Origin of the sequence: Micromonospora sp. NPDC048842 (assembly GCF_040649935.1) — a bacterium.
GTDB classification, from domain to species: domain Bacteria; phylum Actinomycetota; class Actinomycetes; order Mycobacteriales; family Micromonosporaceae; genus Micromonospora; species Micromonospora hortensis.
The window spans coordinates 1-5399 of the sequence record NZ_JBEZGK010000052.1; the positions used below are offsets into that span (position 1 = coordinate 1).

At 57.4% G+C, this 5399-nt stretch carries 3 rRNA genes; all 3 read right to left on the bottom strand.

Features of this window, described 5'->3' with window-relative positions:
* Nucleotides 1-6 precede the first annotated feature (6 nt).
* Nucleotides 7-123, bottom strand: a 5S ribosomal RNA gene (rrf, locus tag AB0C19_RS33485).
* 86 nt (nucleotides 124-209) lie between these two features.
* Nucleotides 210-3318, bottom strand: a 23S ribosomal RNA gene (locus tag AB0C19_RS33490).
* Between the two features lie 379 nt (nucleotides 3319-3697).
* Nucleotides 3698-5212 (bottom strand): 16S ribosomal RNA (locus AB0C19_RS33495).
* Together the 16S, 23S and 5S rRNA genes form the textbook arrangement of a ribosomal RNA operon.
* Nucleotides 5213-5399: the final 187 nt, after the last annotated feature.

The window sequence follows — 5399 nt, forward strand, 5'->3', positions numbered from 1 at the left end:
AAGATTGTCCGGCGGCGTCCTACTCTCCCACACCCTCACGAGTGCAGTACCATCGGCGCTGGAGGGCTTAGCTTCCGGGTTCGGAATGTAACCGGGCGTTTCCCCTCCGCCATGACCGCCGTAACTCTATGAACATATCAAACAACCCCGGCACAAAATTCACGGGTGTTCGCTTGTTCAGAGTTGCACAGTGGACGCGTAGCAGCTTAGTAGTCAAGTCCTCGGCCTATTAGTACCGGTCAACTGAACCCGTTACCGGGCTTACATTTCCGGCCTATCAACCCAGTCGTCTAGCTGGGGGCCTTACCCCACAAAGTGGGTGGGATACCTCATCTTGAAGCAGGCTTCCCGCTTAGATGCTTTCAGCGGTTATCCCTTCCGAACGTAGCTAACCAGCCGTGCCCTTGGCAGGACAACTGGCACACCAGAGGTTCGTCCGTCCCGGTCCTCTCGTACTAGGGACAGCCCTTCTCAAGTATCCTACGCGCACGGCGGATAGGGACCGAACTGTCTCACGACGTTCTAAACCCAGCTCGCGTACCGCTTTAATGGGCGAACAGCCCAACCCTTGGGACCTGCTACAGCCCCAGGATGCGACGAGCCGACATCGAGGTGCCAAACCATCCCGTCGATATGGACTCTTGGGGAAGATCAGCCTGTTATCCCCGGGGTACCTTTTATCCGTTGAGCGACACCGCTTCCACTCGCAAGTGCCGGATCACTAGTCCCGACTTTCGTCCCTGCTCGACCTGTCAGTCTCACAGTCAAGCTCCCTTGTGTACTTGCACTCAACACCTGATTGCCAACCAGGCTGAGGGAACCTTTGGGCGCCTCCGTTACCTTTTAGGAGGCAACCGCCCCAGTTAAACTACCCACCAGACACTGTCCCTGAACCGGATAACGGTCCGAAGTTAGATACCCAAATCAACCAGAGTGGTATTTCAAGATTGCCTCCACCCATACTGGCGTATGGACTTCACCGGCTCCCACCTATCCTACACAAGCTAATTCGAGTACCAATGTCAAGCTATAGTAAAGGTCCCGGGGTCTTTCCGTCCTGCCGCGCGTAACGAGCATCTTTACTCGTACTGCAATTTCGCCGGGCCTGTGGTTGAGACAGTGGGGAAGTCGTTACGCCATTCGTGCAGGTCGGAACTTACCCGACAAGGAATTTCGCTACCTTAGGATGGTTATAGTTACCACCGCCGTTTACTGGCGCTTAAGTTCTCCGCTTCGCCCCGAAGAGCTAACAGGTCCCCTTAACGTTCCAGCACCGGGCAGGCGTCAGTCCATATACATCGAATTACTTCTTCGCATGGACCTGTGTTTTTAGTAAACAGTCGCTTCCCCCTGCTCTCTGCGGCCATACAACGCTCCACCCGCGCGGGGCTTCACGTCTCCGGCCCCCCTTCTCCCTAAGTTACGGGGGCAATTTGCCGAGTTCCTTAACCACAGTTCGCCCGATCGCCTCGGTATTCTCTACCTGACCACCTGTGTCGGTTTGGGGTACGGGCCGCTAAGAACTCGCTAGAGGCTTTTCTCGGCAGCATAGGATCACTGACTTCACCTGAATCGGCTCGGCATCACGTCTCAGCCTTCATGTGTTGCGGATTTGCCTACAACACGGCCTACACGCTTACCCCGGCACAACCACCGGCCGGGCTCAGCTACCTTCCTGCGTCACCCCATCGCTTGACTACTACCCATCAGGTTCCCACGCTCCCTCAGCTCAGTCCGAAGACCTCACCAAGTTCGGGTGGTTAGCACAACGAGGTTCATCAGGGACGCTCTTTCGCGGGTACGGGAATATCAACCCGTTGTCCATCGACTACGCCTCTCGGCCTCGCCTTAGGTCCCGACTCACCCAGGGCGGATTAGCCTGGCCCTGGAACCCTTGGTCATCCGGCGGAAGGGTTTCTCACCCTTCTTTCGCTACTCATGCCTGCATTCTCACTCGTGCCGCGTCCACAACTGGGTCACCCCGCTGCTTCACTCGCGGCACGACGCTCCCCTACCCATCCACACACCTGCACAAGGAATCAAGTCCAAGCGAGGATAAAATGTGAATGCCACAGCTTCGGCGGTGTGCTTGAGCCCCGCTACATTGTCGGCGCGGAACCACTTGACCAGTGAGCTATTACGCACTCTTTAAAGGGTGGCTGCTTCTAAGCCAACCTCCTGGTTGTCTATGCGACCCCACATCCTTTTCCACTTAGCACACGCTTAGGGGCCTTAGCTGGTGATCTGGGCTGTTTCCCTCTCGACTACGAAGCTTATCCCCCGCAGTCTCACTGCCGCGCTCTCACTTACCGGCATTCGGAGTTTGGCTGATTTCGGTAAGCTTGTGGGCCCCCTAGACCATCCAGTGCTCTACCTCCGGCAAGAAACACGCGACGCTGCACCTAAATGCATTTCGGGGAGAACCAGCTATCACGGAGTTTGATTGGCCTTTCACCCCTAACCACAGGTCATCCCCCAATTTTTCAACATTGGTGGGTTCGGCCCTCCACGCGGTCTTACCCGCGCTTCAGCCTGCCCATGGCTAGATCACTCCGCTTCGGGTCTAGGACACGCGACTGAATCGCCCTATTCAGACTCGCTTTCGCTACGGCTCCCCCACACGGGTTAACCTCGCCACATGCCACTAACTCGCAGGCTCATTCTTCAAAAGGCACGCCGTCACCCCGCAAGGCTCCGACGGATTGTAGGCGAACGGTTTCAGGTACTATTTCACTCCCCTCCCGGGGTACTTTTCACCATTCCCTCACGGTACTTGTCCGCTATCGGTCACCAGGAAGTATTTAGGCTTACCAGGTGGTCCTGGCAGATTCACGGCAGATTTCAGGGGTCCGCCGCTACTCGGGAACACCCACAGAAGGTCAGCAACTTTCACCTACCGGACTCTCACCGTCTACGGTCAGCCATTCCAGACTGTTCGACTAGCCACTGACTTTGTAACTTCTCGAACAAGTGTCAGCTTGTTCAGTAGGGTCCCACAACCCCGACCACGCAACCCCTGACAGGTATCACACGCAGCCGGTTTAGCCTCGATCCGCTTTCGCTCGCCACTACTCACGGAATCACTAAATTGTTTTCTCTTCCTACGGGTACTGAGATGTTTCACTTCCCCGCGTTCCCTCCACACACCCTATGTGTTCAGGTGTGGGTGACACCACATGACTGGTGCCAGGTTTCCCCATTCGGACACCCTGGGATCACAGCTTGGTTGACAGCTCCCCCAGGCCTATCGCGGCCTCCCACGTCCTTCATCGGCTCCTGGTGCCAAGGCATTCACCGTTCGCCCTTGACAACTTGACCACAAAGATGCTCGCGTCCACTGTGCAATTCTCAACAAACGACCAACCCACAACCCGATCCGCCCCACACCAAAACCCGATCCTCAGACCAGCGGTATGTGGGGCCAGGCCATGCCTGGCAGACTTCCAGCCCCCACACAGGAGGCCGGCGCGTCTCTGAAACAACAACCAATGGTTGTTCCTTCAGGACCCAACAGGGTGCTCACATTCTCCCCCAGCCGCACCAGAAGCCACCGTTCCCACCACCGAAGTGGCTGTACTAGGCGCCGCCGGCCGTTGCCAGGGCAAAACTTGCCAGTGTCTCCGCCATTCGAGCACCCCACCACCACATTCGGGCAGTGCGGGCTCCTTACCGACTTTCGTCGGAAGGTGCTCCTTAGAAAGGAGGTGATCCAGCCGCACCTTCCGGTACGGCTACCTTGTTACGACTTCGTCCCAATCGCCAGCCCCACCTTCGACGGCTCCCTCCACAAGGGTTGGGCCACCGGCTTCGGGTGTTGCCGACTTTCGTGACGTGACGGGCGGTGTGTACAAGGCCCGGGAACGTATTCACCGCAGCGTTGCTGATCTGCGATTACTAGCGACTCCGACTTCACGGGGTCGAGTTGCAGACCCCGATCCGAACTGAGACCGGCTTTTTGGGATTCGCTCCACCTCGCGGTATCGCAGCCCATTGTACCGGCCATTGTAGCATGCGTGAAGCCCTGGACATAAGGGGCATGATGACTTGACGTCATCCCCACCTTCCTCCGAGTTGACCCCGGCAGTCTTCGATGAGTCCCCGCCATAACGCGCTGGCAACATCGAACGAGGGTTGCGCTCGTTGCGGGACTTAACCCAACATCTCACGACACGAGCTGACGACAGCCATGCACCACCTGTGACCGCCCCCGAAGGACCTCACATCTCTGTGAGTTTTGCGGCCATGTCAAACCCAGGTAAGGTTCTTCGCGTTGCATCGAATTAATCCGCATGCTCCGCCGCTTGTGCGGGCCCCCGTCAATTCCTTTGAGTTTTAGCCTTGCGGCCGTACTCCCCAGGCGGGGCGCTTAATGCGTTAGCTGCGGCACAGGGAACCGGAGAGGCCCCCCACACCTAGCGCCCAACGTTTACAGCGTGGACTACCAGGGTATCTAATCCTGTTCGCTCCCCACGCTTTCGCTCCTCAGCGTCAGTATCGGCCCAGAGACCCGCCTTCGCCACCGGTGTTCCTCCTGATATCTGCGCATTTCACCGCTACACCAGGAATTCCAGTCTCCCCTACCGAACTCTAGCCTGCCCGTATCGACCGCAGGCTTGGGGTTGAGCCCCAAGTTTTCACGGTCGACGCGACAAGCCGCCTACGAGCTCTTTACGCCCAATAAATCCGGACAACGCTCGCACCCTACGTCTTACCGCGGCTGCTGGCACGTAGTTGGCCGGTGCTTCTTCTGCAGGTACCGTCACTCTCGCTTCGTCCCTGCTGAAAGAGGTTTACAACCCGAAGGCCGTCATCCCTCACGCGGCGTCGCTGCATCAGGCTTCCGCCCATTGTGCAATATTCCCCACTGCTGCCTCCCGTAGGAGTCTGGGCCGTGTCTCAGTCCCAGTGTGGCCGGTCGCCCTCTCAGGCCGGCTACCCGTCGTCGCCTTGGTAGGCCATCACCCCACCAACAAGCTGATAGGCCGCGAGCCCATCCCAAGCCGAAAAACTTTCCACCACCAGCCATGCGGCCAGAAGTAATATTCGGTATTAGCCCCCGTTTCCGAGGGTTATCCCAAAGCTTGGGGCAGGTTGCTCACGTGTTACTCACCCGTTCGCCGCTCGAGTACCCCGAAGGGCCTTTCCGCTCGACTTGCATGTGTTAAGCACGCCGCCAGCGTTCGTCCTGAGCCAGGATCAAACTCTCCAACAAAAAATTAGTTGAACAGCATCCTGACAACAAACAAATGTTGCCAAAGGAATCCCAACCAGCCAGCAAAAACTGACCAGTCCGGGGTATAAATCATAATTGGCACTGGCTTTACAAGCACCCTGTTGAGTTCTCAAAGAACAACCACACACCGACCAGAAGCCCCACCACAGTGGAACCCCAACCGGGG